This window comes from Streptomyces sp. NPDC054841 (genome assembly GCF_053611045.1).
Genome location: NZ_JBSGZO010000068.1, coordinates 1 through 26,874, shown reverse-complemented (window position 1 = coordinate 26,874; position 26,874 = coordinate 1). Strand labels below are relative to the sequence as shown.

Here is a 26,874-nt window from a genome sequence, read left to right as displayed (position 1 = left end):
GCCGGCTCTCCGTCTCGGTGACCACCAGCTCGGAACGCGGCCGCCCCGGCGGCGGCCGCAAGGTGAGCTGCACGGTCGCCCTCGCCGTTGCGGGCGCGCTGGCCGCGGTGACCGTGGGCGCGGGCGTGCTGTTCGACCTCTTCCCCGGTGGTGGCGGCGGCGACCACAACGACCTGGCCGAGCCGCCCAGGTCGTCGGCGTCCGGTGAGCCGGCGGAAGGGGCGACGCCGCAGGTGAAGGACGTGCCGAAGGGGTTCATCGGCACCTGGGAGGGCGCGGTCACCGCCGCCGGACTGCCCGCGGGAACGATGAAGGTCACCATCGAGGGCGGCCGCACCGGCCAGCGGATCGGCAAGGCCGAACAGACCGACATCCTGGGCAACTTCATCTGCGAGGACCTGCTCACCGCCACCCGCGCCGACGCGAAGACCCTCGTCGTCGACGCGAAGCGCGGCCCGCGGAGCAAGGGCATGTGCACCGAGAGCACGACCGGGCTGCGGCTCGTGCTGGACGGCAGCACACTGCGCTACGTCTCCGCCGACGCCCGGGCCGGCAGTCCGACCGGCGACCTGGCGAGGAGCCGCTGACCCACCGCGCGGACCGGCGCACCGCGCGGACAGGGCCTGGGCAACTCCCCCTGCCTCTCCTCCCCGAGACACCATGCGGGGGCACTTCAGGGGCGGACCACACCGCTGTCGTAGGGTGGACCGGCCCGCGCAAAGCCCTGAAACACTGCCGAAAGGTGACTCCCGGTGACCGAGAAGGCCGACCTTCAGTCCGTCCTTGACCGTGCCGCCGAGGGCGGGCGGATCACCCCCGAGGAAGCGCTCGACCTCTACCGGTCCGCGCCGCTGCACGCGCTGGGCGCAGCCGCCGACGCCGTACGCCGCCGCCGCTACGCCGGCACCGAGCACATCGCGACGTACATCATCGAGCGGAACATCAACTACACCAACGTCTGCGTCACCGCCTGCAAGTTCTGCGCCTTCTACGCCCCGCCCAAGGACACCGCCAAGGGCTGGACCCGGGACCTCGACGACATCCTGCGGCGCTGCGCCGAGACCGTCGAGCTGGGCGGCACCCAGATCATGTTCCAGGGCGGACACCACCCGGACTACGGCGTCGAGTACTACGAGGAGCACTTCGCCGCCATCAAGCAGGCGTTCCCGCAGCTGGTCATCCACTCCCTCGGCGCCTCCGAGGTCGAGCACATGGCCCGTATCTCCAAGGTGTCGGTCGAGGAAGCCGTCCAGCGCATCCACGCGGCCGGCCTCGACTCCTTCGCGGGCGCCGGCGCCGAGCTGCTGCCGGAGCGGCCGCGCAAGGCGATCGCCCCGCTGAAGGAGTCCGGCGAGCGCTGGCTGGAGATCATGGAGACCGCGCACCGGCTGGGTGTCGAGTCCACGTCGACGATGCTGATGGGTACGGGCGAGACCAACGCCGAGCGCATCGAGCATCTGCGGATGATCCGTGACGTACAGGACCGGACGGGTGGCTTCCGGGCCTTCATCCCGTACACGTACCAGCCCGAGAACAACCACCTCAAGGGCCGCACGCAGGCGACGATCTTCGAGTACCTGCGGATGATCGCGATCGCCCGTCTGTTCTTCGACAACGTCGCCCACATCCAGGGCTCGTGGCTGACGACGGGCAAGGAGATCGGCCAGTTGTCGCTGCACTACGGCGCCGACGACCTGGGCTCGATCATGCTGGAGGAGAACGTCGTCTCCTCGGCGGGCGCGAAGCACCGGTCGAACCGGCAGGAGATCATCGACCTGATCCGCAAGGCGGACCGCGTCCCGGCACAGCGGACGACGACGTACGAGCACATCACCGTCCACGACGACCCGGCGAACGACCCGGTCGACGAGCGCGTCGCCTCGCACATCTCGTCGACGGCGATCGAGGGCGGCACGGCGCACCCCGAGTTGAAGCTGCTGAACGCGAACTGACCCGGCCGTGCTGACGATTCACGTCGCGGACGCGGTGTTCGGCGCCGGGCGCGGGCGCGGCGACGCCGTCGCCGTGGACGGCGGGCTGATCGTCGCCCTGGGGCGGTACGGGACGCTCGCCGCGGACCGCCCGCAGGCGCGGGTGCGTCGCTGGCCGGGGCTGCTGACCCCGGGGCTGGTGAACTCCGATGCCGCCGCCCTGCTGGAGGCCGCCTACCACCCGGACCCGCGGGAGGCGGACACGCTCGGCACGGAGCCGCTGACAGGCGATGCGCTCGCGCCCCACGAACGGGACGCCGCGCGCGGGGGTGCGAGCGCACGACGCGGGCTGCAGCGCATGCTGGGGCACGGCACGACGGCGGTCGTCGGCCCGTTCACCCGCCCGGCGGTGCGCACGGCGGTCGCGCGTTCGGGCCTGCGGGTGCGCGACCGCCGCCCCGGCCGGGACGGCGGGAGCCCGTCGCTCGATCCGTTCGCCACGCGCCCGCTGAGCGCGGTGCTCGACGGCGAACTGGCGGCCGGAGCTCCGGCCGACTTCGCCGTGTTCGACGTGCCCGTCGACGAATTCCCGGGGCGGGCACTGCGCGAACACGGCGCCGGTACCTGCGTCGCCACCGTCCTCGCCGGTCGCCTGGTGTACCGGGCGCGCTGAGCGCCGTACGCCCATGCGTACCCGTCCGGCGCGCCCTGCCCGAAGCCCGGCGGGGGTCGAACGGCACAATGGGGGCGTGACCCGAGCCTCCCTGGACAAGCAGCCGCACGAAGTCGCCTCGATGTTCGACGATGTCGCGGCGAACTACGACCTCACCAATGACGTGCTCTCGCTCGGCCAGGACCGGCGATGGCGCACGGAGGTCGCCAAGGCGGTGAACGCCCGCCCGGCCGAGAAGATCCTCGACCTCGCCGCCGGCACCGGCACGTCCTCGCTGCCCTTCACCCGCACCGGCGCGTACGTCGTGCCGTGCGACTTCTCCCTCGGCATGCTGCGCGAGGGCAAGAAGCGGCACCCGTGGCTTCCGCTCACCGCCGGGGACGCCACGAAGCTGCCGTTCCAGGACGACGCCTTCGATGCGGTGACGATCTCCTTCGGGCTGCGCAACGTGCAGGACACGGAGGGGGCGCTGCGTGAGCTGTACCGGGTGACCAGGCCGGGCGGGCGCGTCGTGATCTGCGAGTTCTCGCACCCGACGTGGGCGCCATTCCGGACCGTCTACGAGGAGTACCTGATGCGGGCGCTGCCGCCCGTGGCGCGTGCGGTCTCGTCGAACCCGGACGCGTACGTCTATCTCGCCGAGTCGATCCAGTCGTGGCCCGAGCAGCCGGAGCTCGCCGGACTGCTGCAGAAGGCAGGCTGGTCGAAGGTGGCGTGGCGGAATCTGACCGGCGGGATCGTGGCGCTGCACCGCGGCACCAAGCCGCAGTAAGTACCCGAAGGCCCCGACACCATGGACTACCAGGCGATCCTGGAGCAGATCGCGCAGGACGTCGCACCGCTCGTCGGCAGCGGCACACCCGCCGAGTACATCCCGGCCCTGGCCTCCGTCGACCCCGGTCGGTTCGGTATGGCCCTCGCCGATCTCGACGGCGAGGTGTACGGGGTCGGCGACTGGGAGCTGCCCTTCTCCGCCCAGTCCGTCACCAAGGTCTTCGCGCTGGCCCTCGCCCTCTCGCAGGGCGGCGACAGCCTGTGGGAACGCGTGGGCCGGGAACCCTCCGGCAACCCGTTCAACTCGCTGGTACAGCTGGAGTACGAGAACGGCATCCCGCGCAATCCGTTCATCAACGCGGGCGCCCTCGTCGTCACCGACCGGCTGCTGACCCTGACCGGCGACGCCAGCAGTGAACTGCTGGAGTTCCTGCGGCAGGAGAGCGGGAACCCCGAGCTGGCCTTCGATCCGGAGGTCGCCGGATCGGAGTCCGTGCACGGCGACCGGAACGCCGCGCTGGCCCACTTCATGAAGTCGTACGGCAACATCGCCAATCCCGTCCCCGCGCTGCTCGACCACTACTTCTGGCAGTGCTCGATCGAGATGAGCTGCGCCGATCTGGCGCTCGCGGCCCGCTTCCTGGCCCGCCACGGGCTGCGCGCGGACGGCACCCGGCTGCTGACCCGCAGCGAGGCCAAGCAGATCAACGCGGTGATGCTCACCTGCGGTACGTACGACGCGGCGGGCGAGTTCGCGTACCGGGTCGGGCTGCCCGGCAAGAGCGGGGTGGGTGGCGGGATCATCGCGGTCGTACCGGGGCGGTGCACGCTGTGCGTGTGGAGCCCGGGGCTGGACAAGCAGGGCAATTCGGTGGCGGGCGTGGCGGCGCTGGACCGGTTCACGACACTGACCGGCCTGTCGGTGTTCTAGGGCCTGTCCCCCGAACGGGGACTGTTCGGGGCTAGGGCCTGTCGTTCGGATCTTGCCGGGCTCGCGTGCCCTGGCACGCGCATCTGCTGCGTTGTCGTCAGTCGCCAATGCTCCGCAGTGGCTCCCTCCTCCGCCTTGCATCTGCACGCGCCAGACCCCGCTCGCCCCGCGGCGGTAGCCGCAGATGTCGCTGCCGGCCTGATCCAAACGACAGGCCCTAGGCCCTGTCCGGTGGATCAGCCCAGCAAGATCCACCGGACAGGCCCTAGAGAACGAGCCGGAAGCAGTAGGCCCTGCGGTCCGAGTCCGGGATGCCGAACGTCTCCGTCCGCTCCATGCCCAGCCGCTGCGTGACGGCGATCGACCGCTCGTTGCGGGCGTCGACCATCGCGACCACCGACGGGACGCCCGCCGCCCGCACCCGCTCCAGGGTGACCCGTGCGGCGGCTGTCGCATAGCCCCGGCCCCAGTACGCCCGCCCCAGCCGCCAGCCGATCTCGATCTCGCCGACCGGACCGAAGGTCTCGTGCGGCCACGGCTGCGCACCCGTGAAGCCGATCACCTCGCCCGCCTCGTCGAGCATCGTCCACAGACAGAAGCCGCGCTCCGCGTCATGGCGGCGCTGGCGCGCGGTGAGCTCCTCGTACACCGACAGCTCGGCGGACCTGCCCCCGTGGAACTCCATGACGTCCGGGTCGTCGAAGACGTGATGCCAGGCGAACGCGTCCTCCTCGGTGGGAACACGGAGCTGTACGACGGGGAGAGACGCTGCGGTCATCGCGGGGGAGCCCTTCGGTCGTCGATCAGTACGCCCCCATAGACTGCACATGACCTGTGCCGCGTGGCACGCGAATTCGAGTCTTCGGGAGAACCGGCCGTGACCGAGACGACGCCCTCCGAGCACACCGCAGATGTGATCGTCGTCGGGGCAGGCCCGGCCGGCTCGACGACTGCGCACTACCTGGCCAAGGCCGGTCTCGACGTACTCCTCCTGGAGAAGACGGCGTTCCCGCGCGAGAAGGTCTGCGGCGACGGCCTCACCCCCCGCGCCACCAAGCAACTCGTGTCGATGGGCATCGACATCTCCGAAGAGGCCGGCTGGCTGCGCAACAAGGGCCTGCGGATCATCGGCGGCGGCGTCCGGCTCCAGCTCGACTGGCCGGAGCTCGCCAGCTACCCGGACTACGGCCTCGTCCGCAAGCGGGACGACTTCGACGAGCAACTGGCCCGGCAGGCGCAGAAGGCGGGCGCGCGGCTGTACGAGCGCTGCAACGTCGGCGCTCCGGTCATCGACGACCGCACCGGCCGCATCACGGGGGTCCACGCCAAACTCGGCGAGGAGAAGCGCGAGGTCACCTTCTCCGCCCCGCTCGTCGTCGCCGCGGACGGCAACTCCTCCCGGATCTCCCTCGCGATGGGGCTGCACCGTCGTGAGGACCGCCCGATGGGCGTCGCGGTCCGTACGTACTTCACCAGCCCCCGGCACGACGACGACTACCTGGAGTCCTGGCTGGAGCTGTGGGACCGGCGCGGCGCCCAGGACCGGCTGCTCCCCGGCTACGGCTGGATCTTCGGCATGGGCGACGGCACGTCCAACGTCGGCCTCGGCGTGCTCAACACCTCGTCCGCCTTCAAGGAGCTCGACTGGCGCGAGGTGCTGAAGGCCTGGTGCGCCTCGATGCCGGAGGACTGGGGCTACACCCCGGAGAACATGACGATGCCGATCCGCGGCGCCGCGCTCCCGATGGCTTTCAACCGGCAGCCGCACTACACGAAGGGCCTGCTGCTGGTCGGCGACGCGGGAGGCCTCGTCAACCCGTTCAACGGCGAGGGCATCGCGTACGCCATGGAGTCCGGCCAGATCGCCGCGGACGTCATCGTCCAGGCACACGCCCGGGCGACCCCGGCCCAGCGCGAACTGGCTCTCCACGGCTACCCGAAGGTCCTCAAGGACACCTACGGCGGCTACTACACGCTGGGCCGCGCCTTCGTGAAGCTCATCGGCAACCCGAAGGTCATGAAGATCGCGACGCAGCGCGGACTGACTCACCCGCTGCTGATGAAGTTCACGCTGAAGATGCTCGCCAACCTCACCGACCCGACGGGCGGCGACGCGATGGACCGCATCATCAACGGGCTCTCGAAGGTGGCACCGAAGGCCTGAAGGTCATGGCCCGAGACTCAAGGCCTGAGCCTCGCCGGAGCCTCAAGGCCTGAGTCTCAAGGCCTGAACGACCTCCGGTAGTCGGTCGGGGACACACCCACCGACCGGGTGAAGTGGCGGCGCAGATTCGCCGCCGTACCCAGCCCGCTGTGTTCACCGATCTGCTCGATGGGCAGATCGGTGGACTCCAGCAGGGTCTGTGCCCGCGCCACGCGCTGCTGCAGCAGCCACTGCAGCGGTGTCGTCCCGGTGCTCGCCTGGAGTCGCCGGTAGAACGTGCGCGGGCTCATGCGCGCTCGGCGCGCGAGCTCGTCCACCGTGAGCGGGTCCTCCAGATGCTCGGTCGCCCACTGCAGTGCGGGGCCGAGGCTGTGGTCGTCGCTCTGCGGCACCGGTGCGTCGATGAACTGGGCCTGCCCGCCGGTGCGATGGGCGTGCACGACGAGCCGGCGGGCCAGCTTGCCCGCGACGCCCGCACCCAGATCGCGGCGGACCAGATGCAGACACAGGTCCAGCGCCGCCGTGGCGCCGGCGCTGGTCAGCACGTTTCCCTCGTCGGTGTAGAGCACCGAGTCGTCGACGAGCACCTCGGGATGGCGGGCGGCGAGCTCGGCCGTGTGCTGCCAGTGGGCGGTGGCCCGGCGGCCGTCGAGGAGACCGGCGGCCGCGAGCGCGAACGCGCCGGTGCACAGCGAGACCATGCGGGCCCCGGATGCGGCGGCGGCGCGCAGGGCGTCGACGAGCTCGGCAGGCACGTCCTCGCCGCCGTCGACGCACGCGTCGGGCACGGACGGCACGATGACGGTGTCCGCCCCGGCGAGCGCGTCGAGCCCGTACTCCGTGCGTACGGAGAGCCCGGGACCGGCGCTGTCCTGTTCGGGGCCGCACAGGCGAAGCTCGTACCAGGGGTCGGCGAGATCGGCGTGCGGGATGCCGAACACGGTGCAGGCGATGGAGAGTTCGTACATCTCCCAGAGCGAGATCCCGGACCGTCGATCCGGTACGACGGCGACGGCGACGATCCCTGCGTGCATGGTGCAGAGCCTACGGCCGGCACCGAGTGTGCGGCAGGAATTTTGCGGAGATGGGCACTCCTGCCACTGTCGACGGCTCGGCCCCGCTGAGAGTGTGGATCTTGCACAAGGAACCATGCTTTAGAGGGAGTTATAGCCATGACACGCACAAAGGTGACCGTCATCGGGCTGGGGCAGATGGGTACGGCGCTCGCCGGGGCCTTTCTGGACGCGGGCCACCCGACGACCGTCTGGAACCGCACACCGGAGAAGGCGGACGCGCTCGTCGCCCGGGGAGCCGATCGCGCGGCCACCGTCGCCGAAGCCGTCGAGGCGGGCGAGCTCGTCGTGGTCTGCGTCCTCGACTACACCGCCGTACGCGAACTCCTCGGCCCTGTCGCCGGGCTGCTGTCCGGGCGCACCCTCGTCAATCTGACGTCCGGCTCGCCCGAACAGGCCCGCGAGGAGGCGGGATGGGCGGCCGGCAACGGCATCGGCTACCTCGACGGCGGCATCATGACGACGCCGCCCGGTGTGGGGAATCCGGCGAACATGATCCTCTACAGCGGCTCACCCGCAGCCCTCGCCGCCCACCGTGACACCCTCGCCGTGCTCGGTGACCCGGTCGGCCTCGGTGAGGACGCCGGGCTCGCCTCGCTGTACGACACGGGGCTGCTCGGACTGATGTGGTCGGTGTTCGGCGGCTGGCTGCACGCGACGGCGCTCGTCGGCGCGGACGGGGTGTCCGCGCGCACCTTCACGCCGGTGGCGATCCGCTGGCTGACGACGGTCACGGGTTTCATGGACACCTACGCGGGTCAGATCGACGCGGGTCACTACCCGGGCGACGACGCCACGATCGACGTACAGCTGGCGACGGTCGAGCACCTCCTGCATGCGGGGGAAGCCCGGGGGGTCGACGGGCGGCTGCCCCGGCTGCACCGGGACCTGATGGCGCAGGCCGTCGCCGACGGCAACGGCGGCGACAGCTACGCCCGGGTGATCGAGCTGTTCCGCAAGGCCTGAACGTCGGGGGCGGTGTACGCACTGTAGAGGTGCTGTGGCCGTCCGTGCCCGTTCACTTCCGGCTCAACCTCCACGACGGGCGGGCCGTCGACTGTGTCTCGGCGATCGCCTCCGAATGGGATGAGCCGGGCATTCTCTTCGGCAGGACCGCAAAGCGGTGCACCAAGGAGGAGTTCGTCGCCGAGGTCTGACACGGGTGGCGAACTTCTTCCTCGCCGGCGACTACCTCCGTACCGGGATGAACCTGGCATCGATGGAGGGCGCCAACGAGGCGGCTCGGCACGCCGTCAACGCCCTGCTCGACGCGGACGGCTCGACCGCCGGGCGGTGCGAGACCTGGGGGCACTACCAGCCGCCGGAGATGGAGGGTCTCAAGCGCGTCGACGAGGCGCGGTGGCGCCTGGGGCTGCCCAACACCTTCGATCTGGGGTGAGCGAAGGGCCGCCGCTCCCGGGTGGGAGCGACGGCCCTCGGCGAAATGTCAGGGTGCGTCAGAGGACGCGGACCGCGCCGCTCGCCGGGTAGCCCGACAGGTCCTGGATCACGACGCCCTTGCCGGGGTTCGCGGCGTCGAGGTACTGGCCGTCGCCGATGTAGACGCCGACGTGGTACGCCGAGCCGGCGCCGCCCCAGTAGAGGATGTCGCCGACCTGGAGGTTGTCCAGGGAGACCTGGGTGCCGGCCACGGACTGGTCCTGGGAGACGCGGGGCAGGTCCACGCCCACCTGGCGGTACGCGGCCTGGACGAGGCTGGAGCAGTCCCAGGCGTTGGGGCCGCTGGCGCCCATGACGTAGGCGTCGCCGAGCTGCGCCTTGAGGAAGGAGATGACGGTCCCGACGGAGCCGGACGCGGAGGTGCTCTGCGAGGAGGCGGAGAGCGTGGTGCGCCCGGAGGAGCGGGAGGCGCGCGCCTGGGTCTCGGCGCGGGCGGCCTCTTCGGCCTTCCGCTCGGCCTCGGCCTTGCGGTCCGCCTCGGCCTTGGCCTTCTTCGCGGCCTTGGCGGCCTTGGCTGCGGCGGCGTTCTCCTGGGTCTGCAGTTCGAGATCCAGGGCGGCCTGCTGCGTCGCCTCGGCGGAGCGGGCGACCGCGCTCGCGAGCTCCGGGGTGTCGAGCGTGAGCGCGGGCATCTCGATGGTCTCGGTCACCGGCTCGGCGTTCGCCGGCACGGTGCTACCGGCCACCGCGATGGTGCTGAGGACGCCACCGGCAACTCCGGCCCGGAGCGCGAGCGTCGAGGCGCTACGAGTGCGGGGCTTCCGGTGGCTTCGTATGTGAGCGGTGTGGGACATGAGTACAACCGCTATCAGGGGCTCACGGTTCCCTTCAAGAAACGTGTGTTGCGCCACAGTTGCGCACGGAAGCGCCTAATCCGCTTTCCTGAGACCTTTATTGACGCCGTAACGGGCAAAACGGGCATGCGTGATCACGGCCGTGATCATGGGCTTTCAGAAAAAGGTCCGGATTGCCCGCCGCTTACCACCCCTTCACGCCGATGGCCAAGCCCCGGTTTTCGAGGGCTGCCGCCGAGTGGCGCAGGTCACAGAATGGTCACCGCCGACGACGCCCCGGAGCCTCGTGAACGGATGCACGCGTCCACCTCCGTCCGCCCTGCCCCTCGCCCGGGTGACGGCACCCTCTATCACCCGGTCCGGTCCATCGCGAATTTGCTTGCACGTGGAGATGCCTGCTAGAGGCGACCGCCTCTGACCAGCGGTAACGGGGGAAGGCGTCACCTTTTGTAGTCGCTCGTGCGCTTCCCGTATGAAGATCACCGCTCATCCGACTTCATGATCCTTCGTCAGGTGGTGGAGATCACAAAGTCGTTGTCGTACCCCGTGTCGCAGATCACAGACCGGCAGGCATAGGATGCGGAGCAGTCGGGCTTGTGAACTGCCTCACATATGCGTGATCTTCGCGAGGCGGCGAGGCGGTGCCCGGTGCGGTCCAACGGTCAAGGACGACTGGAAGGAGCGAGGAGCGTGAATGCCTACGCACCCATCCTCGTGCTCGGCGCCCTAGCGGCAGGCTTTGCGATCTTCTCCGTGGTCATGGCCACGCTTATCGGCCCGAAGCGCTACAACCGGGCGAAGCTCGAGGCGTACGAATGCGGTATCGAGCCCACGCCCACCCCGGCCGGGGGCGGCCGCTTCCCGATCAAGTACTACCTGACGGCGATGCTCTTCATCGTCTTCGACATCGAGATCGTCTTCCTCTACCCCTGGGCCGTCACCTTCGACGCCCTGGGGATTTTCGGGCTCGTGGAGATGCTGCTCTTCGTGCTCACCGTCTTCGTCGCCTACGCGTATGTATGGCGGCGCGGCGGCCTGGAATGGGACTGAGGGGCTGAGGGGCACACCAATGGGACTCGAAGAGAAGCTGCCGAGCGGTTTTCTGCTGACCACCGTCGAACAGGCCGCGGGCTGGGTGCGCAAGGCGTCCGTCTTCCCCGCCACCTTCGGCCTGGCCTGCTGCGCCATCGAGATGATGACGACCGGCGCCGGCCGGTACGACCTGGCCCGCTTCGGCATGGAGGTCTTCCGCGGTTCGCCCCGGCAGGCCGATCTGATGATCGTGGCCGGGCGGGTGAGCCAGAAGATGGCTCCCGTCCTGCGCCAGGTCTATGACCAGATGCCCAACCCCAAGTGGGTGATTTCCATGGGGGTTTGCGCATCCTCGGGTGGAATGTTCAACAATTACGCGATTGTGCAGGGTGTTGACCACATTGTTCCCGTTGACATCTATTTGCCGGGCTGCCCCCCGCGGCCGGAGATGCTGATGGACGCGATCCTCAAGCTCCACCAGAAGATCCAGACCTCCAAGCTCGGTGTGAACGCGGAAGAAGCGGCCCGCGAGGCGGAGGAAGCGGCCCTCAAGGCGCTCCCGACGATCGAGATGAAGGGGCTGCTGCGATGAGCGACGCACGCGACGACCAGCCGAACCCCGAGAAGGAACTCAGCGAGCAGAACCTGCCGGGGCAGCGCGGTGAGCACGGCGAGGAGATCCGGGTCCAGCGCGGCATGTTCGGCGCCGCCAACGGCGGCGACACCTCCGGCTACGGCGGGCTCGTCCGCTCCGTACGGCTGCCGGGCGCGGCCACGCGCCCCTACGGCGGCTGGTTCGACGAGGTCGCCGACGAGCTCGAGGGCGCCCTGGAGGAGCAGAACCTCCTCCCCGAGAACGCGATCGAGAAGACCGTCGTCGACCGGGGTGAGCTCACCTTCCACATCGCCCGCGAGCACCTCGTCCAGGTCGCCGGCACCCTCCGCGACGACCCGGCACTGCGCTTCGAGCTCTGTACGGGTGTGAGCGGCGTCCACTACCCCGGTGACAAGGGCCGCGAGCTGCACGCCGTCTACCACCTGCGCTCGATCACCCACGGCCGGCTGATCCGCCTGGAGGTCAGCGCCCCGGACACGGACCCGCACGTCCCGTCCCTCGTCGGGGTCTATCCGACCAACGACTGGCACGAGCGCGAGACCTACGACTTCTTCGGCCTGATCTTCGACGGCCACCCCGCCCTCACCCGGATCATGATGCCGGACGACTGGCAGGGCTTCCCCCAGCGCAAGGACTACCCCCTCGGCGGCATCCCCGTCGAGTACAAGGGCGCCCAGATCCCGGCTCCGGACCAGCGGAGGTCGTACTCGTGACAACACCGTCCGCATCTGCACGCGAGACCACCGAGGGGACTGTATATACAGTCACCGGCGGCGACTGGGACGAGGTCGCCCGGACCGCGGCCAAGGCCGACGACGAGCGCATCGTGGTCAACATGGGTCCGCAGCACCCGTCCACCCATGGAGTGCTCCGCCTCATCCTGGAGATCGAGGGCGAGACGGTCACCGAGGCCCGCTGCGGTATCGGCTACCTGCACACCGGCATCGAGAAGAACCTCGAATACCGGACCTGGACGCAGGGCACGACCTTCGTCACGCGCATGGACTACCTCACGCCGTTCTTCAACGAGACGGCGTACTGCCTCGCGGTCGAGAAGCTGCTCGGCATCGAGGACCAGATCCCGGACCGGGCGACCGTCATCCGCGTTCTGCTGATGGAGCTGAACCGGCTCTCCTCCCACCTGGTGTGCATCGCCACCGGCGGTATGGAGCTCGGAGCCACCACGATCATGATCTACGGATTCCGTGATCGTGAACTGATTCTCGACATCTACGAACTCATCACCGGCCTGCGGATGAACCACGCGTACATCCGTCCCGGCGGCCTCGCCCAGGACCTGCCCCCGGGCGCCGTGGACCAGATCCGCGAGTTCGTGAAGAAGATGAACAAGAACCTGCCCGAGTACGACAAGCTCGCCACCGGGAACCCGATCTTCAAGGCCCGGATGCAGGACATCGGCTATCTCGACCTGGCCGGCTGCATGGCGCTCGGCGCGACAGGACCGATCCTGCGCGCCACCGGGCTGCCGCACGACCTGCGCAAGACCGACCCGTACTGCGGCTACGAGAACTACGAGTTCGACGTCCCGACCGCCGACACCTGTGACGCGTACGGCCGCTTCCTCATCCGGCTGGAGGAGATGCGGCAGTCGCTGCGGATCGTCGAGCAGTGCCTGGACCGCCTCGCCCCCGGCCCGGTCATGGTCGAGGACAAGAAGATCGCCTGGCCCGCGCAGCTCGCGCTCGGCCCCGACGGCCTCGGCAACTCCCTCGACCACATCAAGAAGATCATGGGCACCTCCATGGAGGCCCTGATCCACCACTTCAAGCTGGTGACCGAGGGCTTCCGGGTCCCGGCAGGACAGGCTTACTCGGCCGTCGAATCACCCAAGGGCGAGCTCGGGGTCCATGTCGTCTCCGACGGCGGCACCCGCCCCTACCGGGTCCACTTCCGCGACCCGTCCTTCACCAATCTGCAGTCCATGGCGGCGATGTGCGAGGGCGGCCAGGTGGCCGACGTGATCGTCGCCGTCGCGTCCATCGACCCCGTGATGGGAGGCGTCGACCGGTGACAGACGTATCGCTCGGGATGCCACAGCTCCCCGCACCTGACTATCCGGCCGACGTGCGGGCCAGGCTCGAAGCCGACGCCAAGGAGATCATCGGCCGCTACCCGGACAGCCGGTCCGCGCTGCTGCCGCTGCTCCACCTCGTGCAGTCGGAGGAGGGCTACGTCACCCGCACCGGCATGCGGTTCTGCGCGGACCTGCTGGAGCTGACGACGGCGGAGGTCACCGCGGTCGCCACCTTCTACACCATGTACCGCCGCAAGCCGTCCGGCGACTACCAGGTCGGTGTCTGCACCAACACGCTGTGCGCGGTGATGGGCGGCGACGCCATCTTCGACGAGCTCAAGGAACACCTCGGCGTCGGCAACAGCGAGACCACCGAGGACGGCAAGATCACTCTTGAGCACATCGAGTGCAACGCGGCCTGCGACTTCGCGCCCGTGGTGATGGTCAACTGGGAGTTCTTCGACAACCAGACCCCCGAGTCGGCACGGCGGCTCGTCGACGACCTGCGGGCCGGGCGGACCGTCGAACCCACCCGCGGCGCCCCGCTGTGCAGCTTCAAGGAGACCTCCCGCATCCTGGCCGGCTTCCCCGACGCACGCTCCGGCGCCGTCGAGGCGACCGGCGGCGCGGGTCCGGCGTCCCTGGTCGGCCTGCGACTGGCCAAGGGCGAGTCCCCCCATCCGCGCGTGGTCCACCCCCGCGACGCGGACGCCAACGACGAACGCCACGAGGCCGCGCCCGAGGAGGGGGAGTGATGACCGTGTCGACCGAGTACGGGCCGGAGGCCGGGGGAGAAACCAGCCCCGAGAAGATGCTCGTGCCCGTCCTCTCCGCCTTCTGGGACCAGCCCGAGTCCTGGACGCTGGAGACCTACCGGAACCACGACGGCTACGAAGGCCTGCGCAAGGCCCTCGCGATGGCCCCGGACGAGCTCATCGCGTACGTCAAGGACTCCGGTCTCCGCGGCCGTGGTGGCGCCGGCTTCCCCACCGGAATGAAGTGGCAGTTCATTCCGCAGGGCGACGGCAAGCCGCACTATCTCGTCGTCAACGCCGACGAGTCGGAGCCGGGAACCTGCAAGGACATCCCCCTTCTGTTCGCCAATCCGCACTCCCTCATCGAGGGAATCGTGATCGCCTGCTATGCGATCCGGTCCAGCCACGCCTTCATCTATGTGCGTGGCGAGGTCGTGCCCGTACTGCGGCGGCTGCACGAGGCCGTACGCGAGGCGTACGAGGCGGGCTTCCTCGGCAAGGACATCCTGGGAAGCGGACTCGACCTCGAGCTCACCGTGCACGCGGGCGCCGGCGCGTACATCTGCGGTGAGGAGACCGCACTCCTCGACTCCCTGGAAGGCCGCCGCGGCCAGCCCCGGCTGCGACCCCCCTTCCCCGCGGTCGCCGGTCTGTACGCGTGCCCCACTGTGGTGAACAACGTCGAGTCCATCGCGTCCGTTCCCGCGATCCTCAACAGGGGCAAGGACTGGTTCAAGTCGATGGGCAGCGAGAAGTCCCCGGGCTTCACGCTCTACTCGCTGAGCGGCCATGTCGCGAGCCCCGGCCAGTACGAGGCCCCGCTCGGGATCACCCTGCGCCAGCTGCTCGACATGAGCGGCGGCATGCGCCCCGGTCACCGGCTGAAGTTCTGGACACCGGGCGGCTCCTCCACCCCGATGTTCACCGACGAACACCTCGACGTCCCGCTGGACTACGAGGGCGTCGGCGCCGCCGGATCGATGCTCGGCACCAAGGCACTCCAGTGCTTCGACGAGACGACCTGCGTCGTACGGGCCGTCACCCGCTGGACCGAGTTCTACGCCCACGAGTCCTGCGGCAAATGCACGCCCTGCCGCGAAGGCACGTACTGGCTGGTCCAGTTGCTGCGTGCCATCGAAAGCGGGGCCGGCGTGATGGAGGACCTCGACAAGCTGAACGACATCGCCGACAACATCAACGGCAAGTCGTTCTGCGCCCTCGGCGACGGCGCCGCATCGCCGATCTTCTCCTCGCTCAAGTACTTCCGGGACGAGTACGAGCAGCACATCCGAGGGAAGGGCTGCCCCTTCGACCCGGCCGCGTCCACCGCATGGGCGGACAAGCACGACGACAACACGGAGGTGAACGCATGACTGTGACCACTAGCGCTCCCTCCGGGGGCGGCGAGGCGGCCGTCCCGCCGGAGGACCTCGTCACGCTCACCATCGACGGCATCGAGATCAGCGTGCCGAAGGGCACCCTGGTCATCCGCGCCGCCGAGCTGCTCGGCATCGACATCCCCCGGTTCTGCGACCACCCCCTCCTCGACCCGGCCGGTGCCTGCCGGCAGTGCATCGTCGAGGTCGAGGGCCAGCGCAAGCCGATGGCGTCCTGCACCATCACCTGCACCGACGGCATGGTCGTCAAGTCGCAGCTCACCTCGCCCGTCGCCGAGAAGGCGCAGCAGGGCGTGATGGAGCTGCTGCTCATCAACCATCCCCTCGACTGCCCGGTCTGCGACAAGGGCGGCGAGTGCCCCCTGCAGAACCAGGCCGTCTCGCACGGCCAGGCCGAGTCCCGCTTCGAGGGCAGGAAGCGCACGTACGAGAAGCCGGTCAACATCTCCACACAGGTGCTGCTCGACCGTGAGCGGTGCGTTCTTTGCGCGCGCTGCACCCGCTTCTCCAACCAGATCGCCGGCGACCCGATGATCGAGCTGCTCGAGCGCGGCGCGCTGCAGCAGGTCGGCACGGGCGAGGGCGACCCCTTCGAGTCGTACTTCTCCGGGAACACCATCCAGATCTGCCCGGTCGGCGCGCTGACCTCGGCGGCGTACCGGTTCCGCTCCCGGCCCTTCGACCTCGTGTCGTCGCCCTCGGTGTGCGAGCACTGCGCGGGCGGCTGCGCCACCCGTACCGACCACCGGCGCGGCAAGGTCATGCGGCGGCTCGCCGCCGACGACCCCGAGGTCAACGAGGAGTGGATCTGCGACAAGGGGCGGTTCGCCTTCCGCTACGCCCAGCAGCGCGACCGGCTCACCACCCCGCTCGTACGCAACAAGGAGAGCGGTGAGCTGGAGCCGGCGAGCTGGCCGGAGGCCCTGGAGGCCGCGGCCGCCGGGCTCTCCGCGGCACGCGGGCGGGCGGCCGTGCTGACCGGCGGCAGGCTCACCGTCGAGGACGCTTACGCGTACGCCAAGTTCGCGCGGATCGCTCTGGACACCAACGACATCGACTTCCGGGCGCGGGTGCACTCCTCCGAGGAGGCCGACTTCCTGGCCGCCCGGGTCGCCGGTCACGGCCGGGACCTGGACCGCGAGGGCGTCACCTACACCTCCCTGGAGGCGGCGCCCGCGGTGCTGCTCGTGGGCATCGAGTCCGAGGAGGAGGCCCCCGGCGTCTTCCTGCGGCTGCGCAAGGCCTCGCGCAAGCACCGTCAGCGGACCTTCGCACTCGCCACGCACGCCACCCGAGGCCTGACGAAGGCCGGAGGCGTCCTGCTGCCCGCCGCACCGGGCACCGAGGCCGAGTGGCTGGACGCGCTGGCGTCCGGCACCGGACTCGACGGGGACGGCGCGGCGGCCATGGAAGCGCTGCGCGGCGAAGGCGCAGTGATCGTCGTCGGCGAGCGGCTGGCCGGAGTGCCGGGCGCCCTCACGGCGGCGGTACGGGCCGCCACCGCGACCGGCGCCGAGCTGGTGTGGATCCCGCGCCGGGCCGGGGAGCGCGGCGCCGTCGAGGCGGGTGCCCTCCCCTCGCTGCTGCCCGGTGGCCGCCCCGCCACGGACCCGCGGGCCCGCGAGGAGACCGCGGCCGCCTGGGGCGTACGCGAACTGCCGCACCGCTACGGCCGTGACACCGGCCAGATCGTCGAGGCCGCGGCCAACGGCGAGCTGGCCGCACTGGTCGTCGCCGGTGTCGAGGTGGCCGATCTGCCGCACCCCGCACGCGCGCGCGAGGCGTTCGACGCGGTCGGCTTCCTCGTCTCGCTGGAGCTGCGGCCGACCGAGGTCACCTCGCGGGCCGATGTGGTCCTCCCCGTCGCGGCCGTCGCCGAGAAGCCCGGCACGTTCCTCAACTGGGAAGGCAGGGCACGGCTCTTCGAGGCGGCGCTGAAACCCGACCAGATGACCCGCCCGCTGCCGCCGACGGACGCGCGGGTGCTGCACATGCTCGCCGATGCGCTCGACGTCCATCTGGCGCTGCCGGACCTCAGGTCCGTACGACGGGAGATGGACGGGCTCGGGGCGTGGACCGGGGCGCGGGCGACCGAGCCCGTCGAGTCCCCGCGGCCGCTGCCCAGCCCCGGCGCGGGCGAGGCGGTCCTCGCGGGCCACCGGCTCCTGCTCGACCAGGGGCTCCTCCAGGAGGGCGACGAGGCGCTGGCCGGCACCCGGCACGCCGCGGTCGCCCGCCTCTCCGCCACCACGGCGGCCGAGACCGGCGTCAAGGACGGCGATGTACTGGCCGTCACCGGACCCGCCGGTTCCGTACAACTCCCGCTCCAGGTGACCGAGATGCCCGACCGGGTGGTCTGGCTCCCGCTCAACTCGACGGGCGGCGGCGTGCTCAGCGACACGGGTGTGGTGCCCGGCCGGCTCGTCCGCATCGGTCCGGCAGCCGTTGCCGGCCCGGGGGCCGCCGACAGCGACGACGTACCGGAGGTGCGCCCGTGAACCCGATCCTCCTCGCCGCCGAGGACCTCTCGCTGTTCGGGCGGGACCCCTGGTGGCTCGTCGTCATCAAGGCGGTCTTCTGCTTCGCCTTCCTGATGCTGACGGTGCTGTTCTCCATCGTGTGGGAGCGCAAGGTCGTCGCCTGGATGCAGCTGCGCATCGGCCCCAACCGGCACGGCCCCTGGGGTCTCCTCCAGTCCCTCGCGGACGGCGTCAAGCTGATGCTCAAGGAGGACCTGATCGTCAAACGCGCGGACAAGATCGTCTATGTCCTCGCGCCGATCGTCGCCGCGATCCCCGCCTTCATGGCGATCGCCGTCATCCCCTTCGGCCCGGCCGGCAACGAGATCTCGATCTTCGGCCAGCGGACCACGATGCAGCTCACCGACCTGCCGATCGCGATGCTCTACATCCTCGCGGTCGCCTCGGTCGGCATCTACGGCATCGTGCTGGCGGGCTGGTCCTCCGGCTCGACGTACCCCCTGCTCGGCGGACTGCGCTCCTGCGCGCAGATGATCTCGTACGAGATCGCCATGGGCGCGGCCTTCGCCTCCGTCTTCCTCTACTCCGGATCGATGTCGACCTCGGCGATCGTCGAGGCGCAGGCGGACCGCTGGTACATCCTGCTGCTGCCGGTCTCGTTCCTGATCTACATCGTGACGATGGTCGGCGAGACGAACCGTGCCCCGTTCGACATGCCGGAGTCCGAGGGCGACCTGGTCGGCGGCTTCAACACCGAGTACTCGTCGATCAAGTTCGCGCTGTTCATGCTCGCCGAGTACGTCAACATGGTCACCGTCTCGGCGGTCTCGGTCACCCTCTTCCTCGGCGGCTGGCGCGCCCCGTATCCGGTCAGCACCTTCTGGGAGGGCGCGAACCACGGCTGGTGGCCGATGCTCTGGTTCGTCATCAAGGTCCAGTTGCTGCTGTTCTTCTTCATCTGGCTGCGCGGCACGCTGCCGCGCGTCCGCTACGACCAGCTGATGAAGCTCGGCTGGAAGGTCCTCATCCCGGTCTCGGTCGTCTGGCTGATGCTCGTCGCGACCGTCCGGGCGCTGCGCAACGAGGGCCAGGACTTCTCGCAGATCGTGCTGTACGTCGGCGGGGCGGTTCTCGCCGTACTGCTGCTGTCGTTCGTCTTCGACCTCTTCCGTGGCAAGAAGGAAGCGGCCGGGGCGGAGAAGCAGCCGCCGGCCGCCGCGTTCGACCCGATGGCGGGCGGCTACCCCGTGCCGCCGCTGCCCGGACAGGAGCTGCCGCCGGTGCCGCGCAGGCGACCGCGCCGCGACCGCGAGCTGATTGTCAGTGGTGGCGTGAATACTGACAGTGACGGTCCTCGTGACGGAAAGGAGGCTGACGGTGTCTGAGGAATCCGAGAGCTCGTTCCAGAACCCGGTTGCCGGCTTCGGCGTGACCTTCAAGGCCATGTTCAAGAAGCGGCTGACCGAGCAGTATCCGGAGCAGCAGAAGACGACGGCGCCGCGCTTCCACGGCCGGCACCAGCTCAACCGGCATCCGGACGGGCTGGAGAAGTGCGTGGGCTGCGAGTTGTGCGCCTGGGCCTGTCCCGCGGACGCCATCTACGTGGAGGGCGCGGACAACACCGACGAGGAGCGCTACTCGCCGGGCGAGCGGTACGGCCGCGTCTACCAGATCAACTACGCCCGCTGCATTCTGTGCGGACTGTGCATCGAGGCCTGCCCCACCCGGGCACTCACGATGACCAATGAGTTCGAACTGGCCGACAGCTCCCGCGAGAATCTGATCTACACGAAGGAGCAGCTTCTCGCGGGCCTCGAATCCGGCATGGTCGACACCCCGCACGCGATCTACCCCGGCATGGACGAGCAGGACTACTACCGGGGCCGGGTCATCGAGGCCGCGCCCGGTACGGAGCGCCAGGCCGCCGTCTCCAAGGGCGAACCGCAACCGTCGGCAGGCGCTCCGGGCGCGGCGCAGGCTGAGGAGGCCGACGTATGAGCGCGCTGGCCGCCGCGGCTTCCACCGGTGAAGCCGTCCAGTTCTGGGTGCTCGGCCCCGTCGCCGTCATCGGCGCGCTGTGCACCATCCTGATGAAGAAGGCCGTGCACAGCGCGCTGTGCCTCGCCGCAACCATGATCATCCTGGCGGTCTTCTACCTCGCCAACGGGGCGTACTTCCTGGGCGTCGTCCAGATCGTCGTCTACACCGGCGCGATCATGATGCTGTTCCTCTTCGTCGTCATGCTCGTCGGTGTGACGGCCGCGGACTCCCTCAAGGAGACGCTGAAGGGCCAGCGCTGGTGGGCAGCCGCCTGCGGGCTCGGCTTCGGCATCCTGCTCATCACCGGAATCGGGCACGCCGCGCTGGGCTCGGGGTCCTTCATCGGACTCGGCCAGGCCAACGCGGGGGGCAATGTCGAAGGCCTGGCGGCGCTGATCTTCACCAAGTACGTCTTCGCCTTCGAGCTCACCGGCGCGCTGCTCATCTCGGCGGTCGTCGGCGCGATGGTGCTCACCCACCGCGAGCGCACCGAGCGCGCCAAGACCCAGCGCGAGCAGGCCGAGCAGCGTGTCCGCGAGGGCAAGCACCTGCCGCCGCTGCCCGCGCCCGGTGTCTACGCCCGGCACAACGCGGTGGACATCGCCGGCCTTCTCCCGGACGGCACCGCGTCCCAGCTCAGCGTCAACAAGACGCTGCGTGACCGCGGCCAGATCCGCGACGTGTCCCGCGAGGCGCTGAACGATCTGAAGGCGCTCGAACAGCGCTCCGAGGAGCGGCTCGGCCGGGACCGGGACGAGCACGACAGGGACGGACAGCGGGACGGACAGGAGGTCACGCGGTGAATCCGGTCAACTACCTCTATCTCGCCGCTCTGTTGTTCACCATCGGCGCGGCCGGCGTGCTGATCAGGCGCAACGCCATCGTGGTGTTCATGTGCATCGAGCTGATGCTCAACGCCTGCAATCTCACGCTCGTCGCCTTCTCCCGGATGCACGGCAACCTCGACGGCCAGATCATCGCCTTCTTCACGATGGTCGTCGCCGCCGCGGAGGTCGTGGTCGGGCTCGCGATCATCGTGTCGCTGTTCCGTTCCCGCCACTCGGCCTCGGTCGACGACGCCAGCCTGATGAAGCTGTAAGGGGCGCTAGAACGACATGAACGCAGAGAATCTGATTGCGCTGCTGGTGGCGGCGCCCCTGCTCGGAGCGGTCCTGCTGCTGTGCGGCGGGCGACGGCTCGACCGCGTCGGCCACTGGCTGGGCACGCTGCTCGCCGCCGTCTCCTTCGTCATCGGTGTCGTGCTCTTCGCCGACATGCTCGGCAGGCCCGGCGACGACCGGACCCTCACCCAGTATCTGTACAGCTGGATCCCGGTCGAGGGCTTCCAGGCCGATGTCGCCTTCCAGCTCGACCAGCTGTCGATGACCTTCGTCCTGCTGATCACCGGCGTCGGCTCGCTCATCCATCTGTACTCGGTGGGGTACATGGCGCACGACCCGCGCCGCCGCCGCTTCTTCGGCTATCTCAACCTCTTCCTCGCGGCGATGCTCCTGCTGGTCCTCGCCGACAACTATCTGCTGCTGTATGTCGGGTGGGAGGGCGTCGGCCTCGCCTCGTACCTGCTCATCGGCTTCTGGCAGCACAAGCCCAGCGCCGCGACGGCGGCCAAGAAGGCCTTCCTGGTCAACAGGGTCGGCGACATGGGCCTGTCGATCGCCATCATGCTGATGTTCACCACCTTCGGGACCTTCGCCTTCGGCCCGGTGCTGGAGTCGACGGGCAAGACTTCCGAGGGTGTGCTGACCGCCCTCGGGCTGCTCCTGCTGCTCGCCGCGTGCGGCAAGTCCGCCCAGGTGCCGCTGCAGTCCTGGCTCGGGGACGCCATGGAGGGCCCGACCCCGGTCTCGGCCCTGATCCACGCGGCGACGATGGTGACCGCCGGCGTCTACCTGATCACCCGCTCCGGGGCGATCTTCAACGCCGCACCGGAGGCGCAGCTCGCGGTCGTGGTGGTTGGCGCGGTCACGCTCCTCTTCGGTGCGATCGTCGGTTGCGCGAAGGACGACATCAAGAAGGCGCTGGCCGGTTCGACGATGTCGCAGATCGGCTACATGATCCTGGCCGCGGGTCTCGGGCCGATCGGCTACGCCTTCGCGATCATGCACCTGGTGACGCACGGCTTCTTCAAGGCCGGGCTCTTCCTCGGCGCCGGATCGGTCATGCACGGCATGAACGACGAGGTCGACATGAGGAAGTACGGCGGCTTGCGGAAGTACATGCCGATCACCTTCGTCACCTTCGGACTCGGCTATCTCGCGATCATCGGCTTCCCGGGCCTGTCCGGCTTCTTCTCCAAGGACAAGATCATCGAGGCGGCCTTCGCCAAGGGCGGCACGGAGGGCTGGATCCTCGGCGGTGCGGCCCTGCTGGGCGCGGCGATCACCGCGTTCTACATGACGCGCGTGATGATCATGACCTTCTTCGGCGAGAAGCGCTGGCAGCCCGCCCCCGACCCGGACACGGCGCCGAGCGTCGAGCCCGGTCTCGAGGTGCACCCGGGTGACATGCCGCATCCGCACGAGTCGCCGAAGTCCATGACCATCCCGATGATCGTGCTCGCCTTCGGGTCGGTCTTCGCCGGTTTCCTGTTCTCGTGGAACGACGCGTTCGTGAACTGGCTGGAGCCGGTCACCAGCTTCGAGCACGGCCACCCGCCGATCAGCGCGGGCGCGATCACCAGCGCGACCGTCGCGGTGATGGTCCTCGGCGTCGCGCTCGCCTACCTCCAGTACGGGCGCCGTCCCGTGCCGGTCACCGCACCGCGCGGCTCGCTGCTCACCCGGGCCGCCCGCCGCGACCTCCTCCAGGACGACTTCAACCACATCGTTCTGGTCCGCGGCGGCGAGCACCTCACCCGCTCCCTCGTGTACGTGGACCACACCCTGGTCGACGGGGTCGTCAACGGCACGGCGGCCTCGGTCGGCGGTCTCTCCGGCCGGCTCCGCAAGCTGCAGAACGGCTATGCCCGCACCTACGCGGTCTCGATGTTCGGAGGTACGGCGTTGCTGATCGCTGCGACCCTGCTGATGAGGGCGGTGTAACTGCCATGTCATTCCCGCTCCTTACAGCGACGGCGGCGCTCCCGGCGATCGGTGCGATCGCCACCGCCGCCGTGCCGGCCGGCCGGCGAGTCGCCGCCAAGTGGCTGGCGCTGCTCGTCTCGCTCGCCACGCTCGTGCTGGCGGCGGTCGTCGCCGTACGGTTCGAGCCCGGCGGCGACCGCTATCAGCTCACCGAATCCCACGCCTGGATCAAGGACTTCGGGGTGCGGTACGAGCTGGGCGTGGACGGTATCGGGGTGGCGCTGATCGCGCTGACCGCGGTGCTGATCCCGTTCATCATCCTGGCCGGCTGGCACGACGCCGATCCCCTGGAAGTGTCCGACAGCGACTCCGTCGCGGGGCAGTCCAGACGCTGGCGGCCGACGCAGGGCTTCTTCGCCCTGATCCTGTCCGTCGAGGCGATGGTGATCCTCTCCTTCGAGGCCACCGACGTCTTCCTCTTCTACATCCTCTTCGAAGCCATGCTCATCCCGATGTACTTCCTCATCGGCGGCTTCGGAGACCGCGCCCACGCGGGCACCGACGAGAACGCGGCGGCCCAGCGCTCGTACGCCGCCGTGAAGTTCCTGCTCTACAACCTGGTCGGCGGACTGATCATGCTGGCCGCGGTCATCGGCCTCTACGTCGTCGCCGGGAACTTCTCGCTCCAGGAGATCACCGAGGCCCGGGCGAACGGTTCGCTGGACATGGCGACCACCACCGAGCGGCTGCTGTTCCTCGGCTTCTTCTTCGCCTTCGCGGTGAAGGCGCCCCTGTGGCCGCTGCACACCTGGCTGCCCAACGCCATGGGCGAGGCGACCGCCCCGGTCGCCGTGCTGATCACCGCCGTCGTCGACAAGGTCGGCACCTTCGCGATGCTCCGCTTCTGCCTCGGGCTCTTCCCGGAGGCCTCGGAGTGGGCGACGCCGGTGATCCTGGTCCTGGCGCTGATCAGCATCGTGTACGGCGCGCTGCTCGCGGTCGGTCAGCGGGACATCAAGCGCCTGGTCGCCTATGCGTCGATCTCGCACTTCGGCTTCATCATCATGGGCATCTTCGCGATGACGAGCCAGGGCCAGTCCGGCGCCACGCTCTACATGGTCAACCACGGGATCTCGACGGCCGCCCTGATGCTGGTGGCCGGCTTCCTGATCTCGCGGCGCGGCTCGCGGCTCATCGCCGACTACGGAGGTGTGCAGAAGGTCGCCCCCGTCCTTGCGGGCACCTTCCTCATCGGCGGTCTGGCGACCCTGTCGCTGCCAGGACTCGCGCCGTTCGTCAGTGAGTTCCTGGTCCTGGTCGGCACGTTCGCCCGCTATCCGGTGGTCGGCGTCATCGCGACCTTCGGCATCGTGCTCGCCGCGCTCTACACCCTGGTCCTCTACCAGCGGACGATGACCGGCCCGGTGAAGGCGGAGGTACGGACCCTGCCGGATCTGCGCCTGCGCGAGCTGGTGGTGGTCACCCCGCTGATCGTGTTGCTGATCTTCCTCGGCGTCTATCCCAAGCCGCTGACGGACATCGTCAACCCGGCCGTGGAGCACACCATGTCCGACGTACAGAAGAAGGACCCCCAGCCCGAGGTGGAGGCGGCCAAGTGAGCACGACAGCTGTCCACAGCCTGTGGACAACGGCGGCCCAACCGCTGGACAAGATCCCGGCGCCGCACATCGAGTACGCGCAGCTCGCTCCCACGCTGATCGTGATCGGAGCGGCGATCGTGGGGGTGCTGGTCGAGGCCCTCGTCCCGCGCAAGAGCCGCTACTACACACAGGTGTTCCTGTCCGTCGTCGCGTTGGCCGCCGCGTTCGCCGCGGTGGTCGGCCTCGCCGCCGGCGGATACGGCACGACCAAGGCCCATATCGCGGCGATGGGCGCCGTCGCGGTCGACGGGCCCGCGTTGTTCCTGCAAGGCACCATCCTGCTGGCCTCACTGGTCGCGGTCTTCACCTTCGCCGAGCGGCGCCTCGACCCCGAGGCCCACGGCAACCGCGTCGACTCGTTCGCCGCGCAGGCCGCGTCCGTGCCGGGCAGCGACAGCGAGAAGGCCGCCGTCAAGGCCGGGTTCACCACCACCGAGGTGTTCCCGCTGGCCCTCTTCGCCGTCTCCGGCATGCTCATCTTCCCGGCGGCCAACGATCTGCTGACGCTGTTCGTCGCCCTCGAGGTCTTCTCGCTGCCGCTCTACCTCCTGTGCGCCCTGGCCCGCCGCAAGCGGCTCATGTCGCAGGAGGCCGCGGTGAAGTACTTCCTGCTCGGCGCGTTCTCGTCGGCGTTCCTGCTCTTCGGCATCGCCCTGCTGTACGGGTACGCGGGCTCCGTCTCGTACGCGAAGATCGCCGACGTCGTCGACGGCACCATCCAGACCATCGACCCGGCGCTCGCCTCCACGATGGGCAACGACGCGCTGCTGCTCATCGGCGGCGCGATGATCCTGATGGGGCTGCTCTTCAAGGTCGGCGCGGTGCCGTTCCACATGTGGACCCCGGACGTCTACCAGGGCGCGCCGACCCCGATCACCGGCTTCATGGCGGCGGCCACCAAGGTCGCGGCGTTCGGCGCGCTGCTCCGGCTGCTGTACGTGGTGCTGCCGGGCATGAGCTGGGACTGGCGGCCGATCATGTGGGCCATCGCGATCGTCACGATGCTGGGCGGTGCGATCGTCGCGATCACCCAGACCGACATCAAGCGCCTGCTGGCGTACTCGTCGATCGCGCACGCCGGGTTCATCCTCGCCGGTGTCATCGCGGTCACCCCCGAGGGCGTCTCGTCCGTCCTCTTCTACCTGGCCGCGTACTCCTTCGTGACGATCGGCGCGTTCGCGGTCGTCACGCTCGTGCGGGACGCGGGCGGTGAGGCCACGCATCTGTCGAAGTGGGCGGGGCTCGGGCGGCGTTCACCGCTTGTGGCCGCGGTCTTCGCGGTGTTCCTGCTGGCCTTCGCCGGTATCCCGCTGACGTCGGGCTTCTCCGGGAAGTTCGCCGTGTTCAGTGCGGCGGCGCAGGGCGGCGCGGGGGTACTGGTCGTGGTGGGTGTGATCTCGTCCGCGATCGCCGCGTTCTTCTACATCCGGGTCATCGTGCTGATGTTCTTCAGCGAGCCCAAGCCGGAGGGACCGACGGTCGCCGTGCCGTCGCTGCTGACGACGACGACGATCGCGGTCGGTGTGGCTGTCACGCTGGTGCTCGGTGTCGCGCCGCAGTACTTCCTGGATCTGGCGAACCAGGCGAGCGTGTTCGTACGGTAGCCCGCGAGCGTGATCATGGCGAAGGCCCGGCGTCTCCTCGGGGGAGAGGCCGGGCCCTCGCCGTGCCCGAGCGCGCTTGCGGCGGCCGGGCGGCCGGTCCACGGGGCCGCGCCCGGCCCGGGCCGATCCGCCGAAGAAGGGCTACGCTCGATCATGGGAGGGGCTGGCGGGTCAAGGAGGATCGTCATGATCGACCAGTACCAGTACCCCGAGTACACCACCCCCTCGCAGGCCGAGGGCGAGGACACGGAATCCACCGAGGAACAGCACCCCGACGTCTCCCGGACGACTCCGTCCCAGGCCGAGGGCGAGCGTTCGGCGGACGAGGAGAGCTGAACGGCCCGGCGGCCGCGCCTGACCGGCCCGGTCCGCCCGGCAGACCATGGGCAGGGCCCGGTGCCCTCAGGGC

At 69.5% G+C, this 26,874-nt stretch carries 26 protein-coding genes and 1 pseudogene; 24 read left to right on the top strand and 3 right to left on the bottom strand.

Features of this window, described 5'->3' with window-relative positions; genetic code table 11:
• The 5 genes and pseudogenes from ACWGI8_RS12715 to ACWGI8_RS12695 all read left to right on the top strand — a co-directional run.
• Nucleotides 1-587 (top strand): annotated as a pseudogene (locus ACWGI8_RS12715) (serine/threonine protein kinase); the annotation flags it as partial.
• 165 nt (nucleotides 588-752) lie between these two features.
• Nucleotides 753-1,952, top strand: coding sequence for a cyclic dehypoxanthinyl futalosine synthase (mqnC, locus tag ACWGI8_RS12710; RefSeq protein ID WP_453660343.1), 1,200 nt, complete (start codon nucleotides 753-755; stop codon nucleotides 1,950-1,952).
• 7 nt (nucleotides 1,953-1,959) lie between these two features.
• Nucleotides 1,960-2,604: a hypothetical protein gene (locus tag ACWGI8_RS12705; RefSeq protein WP_453660342.1), complete on the top strand. Its 645-nt coding sequence runs from the start codon at nucleotides 1,960-1,962 to the stop codon at nucleotides 2,602-2,604.
• 76 nt (nucleotides 2,605-2,680) lie between these two features.
• Nucleotides 2,681-3,376, top strand: coding sequence for a demethylmenaquinone methyltransferase (locus ACWGI8_RS12700; RefSeq protein WP_453660341.1), 696 nt, complete (start codon nucleotides 2,681-2,683; stop codon nucleotides 3,374-3,376).
• A gap of 21 nt (nucleotides 3,377-3,397) precedes the next feature.
• Entirely contained in the window at nucleotides 3,398-4,309 is a 912-nt protein-coding gene (locus ACWGI8_RS12695; RefSeq protein WP_453660339.1) for a glutaminase, read from the top strand.
• Between the two features lie 265 nt (nucleotides 4,310-4,574).
• On the opposite strand, the gene ACWGI8_RS12690 is transcribed toward ACWGI8_RS12695, so the two are convergent.
• Nucleotides 4,575-5,087, bottom strand: coding sequence for a GNAT family N-acetyltransferase (locus ACWGI8_RS12690; protein ID WP_453660338.1), 513 nt, complete (start codon nucleotides 5,085-5,087; stop codon nucleotides 4,575-4,577).
• Nucleotides 5,088-5,186: 99 nt separating this feature from the next.
• Here ACWGI8_RS12690 and ACWGI8_RS12685 point away from each other — a divergent pair, with 99 nt between their 5' ends.
• Nucleotides 5,187-6,473, top strand: a complete 1,287-nt coding sequence (locus ACWGI8_RS12685) for a geranylgeranyl reductase family protein (RefSeq protein ID WP_453660337.1) — start codon at nucleotides 5,187-5,189, stop codon at nucleotides 6,471-6,473.
• Between the two features lie 56 nt (nucleotides 6,474-6,529).
• Here ACWGI8_RS12685 and ACWGI8_RS12680 read toward each other — a convergent pair whose 3' ends face one another.
• Nucleotides 6,530-7,507, bottom strand: coding sequence for a helix-turn-helix domain-containing protein (locus tag ACWGI8_RS12680; RefSeq protein WP_453660336.1), 978 nt, complete (start codon nucleotides 7,505-7,507; stop codon nucleotides 6,530-6,532).
• A 138-nt stretch (nucleotides 7,508-7,645) separates the two neighbouring features.
• Between ACWGI8_RS12680 and ACWGI8_RS12675 the strand changes: the two genes are divergently transcribed.
• The 3 genes from ACWGI8_RS12675 to ACWGI8_RS12665 are packed head-to-tail and all read left to right on the top strand — an operon-like array spanning nucleotide 7,646 to nucleotide 8,945.
• A complete protein-coding gene (locus ACWGI8_RS12675; RefSeq protein WP_453660334.1) occupies nucleotides 7,646-8,512 on the top strand; it encodes an NAD(P)-dependent oxidoreductase in 867 nt (288 codons plus the stop codon).
• 44 nt (nucleotides 8,513-8,556) lie between these two features.
• Nucleotides 8,557-8,703, top strand: coding sequence for a hypothetical protein (locus ACWGI8_RS12670; RefSeq protein ID WP_453660333.1), 147 nt, complete (start codon nucleotides 8,557-8,559; stop codon nucleotides 8,701-8,703).
• Between the two features lie 5 nt (nucleotides 8,704-8,708).
• A complete protein-coding gene (locus ACWGI8_RS12665; RefSeq protein WP_453660331.1) occupies nucleotides 8,709-8,945 on the top strand; it encodes a hypothetical protein in 237 nt (78 codons plus the stop codon).
• A 58-nt stretch (nucleotides 8,946-9,003) separates the two neighbouring features.
• Here ACWGI8_RS12665 and ACWGI8_RS12660 read toward each other — a convergent pair whose 3' ends face one another.
• Entirely contained in the window at nucleotides 9,004-9,801 is a 798-nt protein-coding gene (locus ACWGI8_RS12660; RefSeq protein WP_453660330.1) for a C40 family peptidase, read from the bottom strand.
• Nucleotides 9,802-10,491: 690 nt separating this feature from the next.
• Here ACWGI8_RS12660 and ACWGI8_RS12655 point away from each other — a divergent pair.
• The 15 genes from ACWGI8_RS12655 (at nucleotide 10,492) to ACWGI8_RS12585 (ending at nucleotide 26,801) form a co-directional block, all read left to right on the top strand.
• Nucleotides 10,492-10,851, top strand: coding sequence for an NADH-quinone oxidoreductase subunit A (locus ACWGI8_RS12655; protein WP_453660329.1), 360 nt, complete (start codon nucleotides 10,492-10,494; stop codon nucleotides 10,849-10,851).
• Nucleotides 10,852-10,870: 19 nt separating this feature from the next.
• On the top strand, nucleotides 10,871-11,425 hold the full coding sequence (locus ACWGI8_RS12650) for a NuoB/complex I 20 kDa subunit family protein (protein ID WP_003998928.1): 555 nt from the start codon (nucleotides 10,871-10,873) through the stop codon (nucleotides 11,423-11,425).
• A complete protein-coding gene (locus ACWGI8_RS12645) occupies nucleotides 11,422-12,162 on the top strand; it encodes an NADH-quinone oxidoreductase subunit C (RefSeq protein ID WP_453660328.1) in 741 nt (246 codons plus the stop codon). Before ACWGI8_RS12650 ends, ACWGI8_RS12645 begins: the two co-directional genes overlap by 4 nt.
• A complete protein-coding gene (locus ACWGI8_RS12640; RefSeq protein ID WP_453660327.1) occupies nucleotides 12,159-13,481 on the top strand; it encodes an NADH-quinone oxidoreductase subunit D in 1,323 nt (440 codons plus the stop codon). Before ACWGI8_RS12645 ends, ACWGI8_RS12640 begins: the two co-directional genes overlap by 4 nt.
• Nucleotides 13,482-13,498: 17 nt before the next feature.
• Nucleotides 13,499-14,239, top strand: a complete 741-nt coding sequence (gene nuoE, locus ACWGI8_RS12635) for an NADH-quinone oxidoreductase subunit NuoE (RefSeq protein ID WP_453660344.1) — start codon at nucleotides 13,499-13,501, stop codon at nucleotides 14,237-14,239.
• Nucleotides 14,239-15,612, top strand: a complete 1,374-nt coding sequence (gene nuoF / locus ACWGI8_RS12630) for an NADH-quinone oxidoreductase subunit NuoF (protein WP_453660325.1) — start codon at nucleotides 14,239-14,241, stop codon at nucleotides 15,610-15,612. The genes nuoE and nuoF overlap by 1 nt, the downstream gene beginning before the upstream one ends.
• Nucleotides 15,609-18,134: an NADH-quinone oxidoreductase subunit G gene (locus tag ACWGI8_RS12625; protein WP_453660323.1), complete on the top strand. Its 2,526-nt coding sequence runs from the start codon at nucleotides 15,609-15,611 to the stop codon at nucleotides 18,132-18,134. The genes nuoF and ACWGI8_RS12625 overlap by 4 nt, the downstream gene beginning before the upstream one ends.
• Complete coding sequence (gene nuoH / locus ACWGI8_RS12620) at nucleotides 18,131-19,501, top strand: NADH-quinone oxidoreductase subunit NuoH (protein ID WP_453660321.1); 1,371 nt, start codon at nucleotides 18,131-18,133, stop codon at nucleotides 19,499-19,501. Before ACWGI8_RS12625 ends, nuoH begins: the two co-directional genes overlap by 4 nt.
• On the top strand, nucleotides 19,494-20,114 hold the full coding sequence (gene nuoI, locus ACWGI8_RS12615; RefSeq protein WP_453660320.1) for an NADH-quinone oxidoreductase subunit NuoI: 621 nt from the start codon (nucleotides 19,494-19,496) through the stop codon (nucleotides 20,112-20,114). Before nuoH ends, nuoI begins: the two co-directional genes overlap by 8 nt.
• On the top strand, nucleotides 20,111-20,959 hold the full coding sequence (locus tag ACWGI8_RS12610) for an NADH-quinone oxidoreductase subunit J (protein WP_453660318.1): 849 nt from the start codon (nucleotides 20,111-20,113) through the stop codon (nucleotides 20,957-20,959). The genes nuoI and ACWGI8_RS12610 overlap by 4 nt, the downstream gene beginning before the upstream one ends.
• Complete coding sequence (gene nuoK, locus ACWGI8_RS12605; protein WP_392034867.1) at nucleotides 20,956-21,255, top strand: NADH-quinone oxidoreductase subunit NuoK; 300 nt, start codon at nucleotides 20,956-20,958, stop codon at nucleotides 21,253-21,255. The genes ACWGI8_RS12610 and nuoK overlap by 4 nt, the downstream gene beginning before the upstream one ends.
• 16 nt (nucleotides 21,256-21,271) lie before the next feature.
• A complete protein-coding gene (gene nuoL / locus ACWGI8_RS12600; protein WP_453660317.1) occupies nucleotides 21,272-23,218 on the top strand; it encodes an NADH-quinone oxidoreductase subunit L in 1,947 nt (648 codons plus the stop codon).
• Between the two features lie 5 nt (nucleotides 23,219-23,223).
• The gene (locus ACWGI8_RS12595) at nucleotides 23,224-24,819 is read left to right on the top strand and encodes an NADH-quinone oxidoreductase subunit M (protein WP_453660316.1); all 1,596 of its coding nucleotides are present in this window, start codon (nucleotides 23,224-23,226) and stop codon (nucleotides 24,817-24,819) included.
• Nucleotides 24,816-26,465: an NADH-quinone oxidoreductase subunit NuoN gene (gene nuoN, locus ACWGI8_RS12590; RefSeq protein ID WP_453660314.1), complete on the top strand. Its 1,650-nt coding sequence runs from the start codon at nucleotides 24,816-24,818 to the stop codon at nucleotides 26,463-26,465. Before ACWGI8_RS12595 ends, nuoN begins: the two co-directional genes overlap by 4 nt.
• Before the next feature lie 186 nt (nucleotides 26,466-26,651).
• Nucleotides 26,652-26,801 (top strand): hypothetical protein, encoded by a 150-nt coding sequence (locus ACWGI8_RS12585; protein WP_453660313.1) that lies wholly within the window; start codon nucleotides 26,652-26,654, stop codon nucleotides 26,799-26,801.
• Nucleotides 26,802-26,874 lie beyond the last annotated feature (73 nt).